Source organism: Bartonella sp. AA86SXKL (assembly GCF_042196885.1).
In genome coordinates this window covers 1-627 of the sequence record NZ_JBHIRE010000457.1, presented here as the reverse complement: position 1 = coordinate 627, position 627 = coordinate 1, and the positions used below count along the sequence as shown (strand labels likewise).

Genomic DNA, 627 nt, shown 5'->3' with positions numbered 1-627 from the left:
AATGCGCATGCTAACAACGCCGTTGTAATTGAAGGCAATGCACAAATTTATGATAACGCCCGTGTCACTGATCACGCTCATATTTCCGATAATGCTGTCATTTGTGATGATGCTCATGTCGGAGGCAATGCAAAAATAAGTGGCTCTGCTTACATTTGTGATGAATCACGTGTTTTTGATGATGCCGTTATTTGTGATGCTCTTATCTCTGGTTCTTCATATATTCATAGCAATGCCTCTTTAACAGCTAATGAAGATATCTGTGATGATGCATATCCTGAGTTTGGGAGCGAAGATGATTATTATCGTCATGAGTATTATGCTGATTTTGAAGGGTATTATGACGATGATAATGACAGCGAATATGAAAGTGATGCTGCGTAAATGACACGCGCGGGCGCGGCGGGGGCGCCCTCCTTTAAACATCTCATTTAAAAATTTAAATCTCTATAAAGGAATTGTGCTCATGCAAAAGAAGTTTGCACTCACAAATGAAACGCGTGTAATTAATAATCATACCCTTTATCGCATTAAAGCATTAAAAGACTTTGCTGATGTTAAGGCTGGTGCCTTGGGTGGCTTTATTGAAAAGGAAGATAACCTCTCTCATGATGGCAATTGCTGGGT

The 627-nt window shown here is 39.9% G+C and carries 1 pseudogene; it reads left to right on the top strand.

What is annotated here, in order from left to right:
- A pseudogene (locus ACFIO5_RS12615) lies at positions 1–384 on the top strand (hypothetical protein); the annotation flags it as partial.
- Between the last annotated feature and the right edge of the window lie 243 nt (positions 385–627).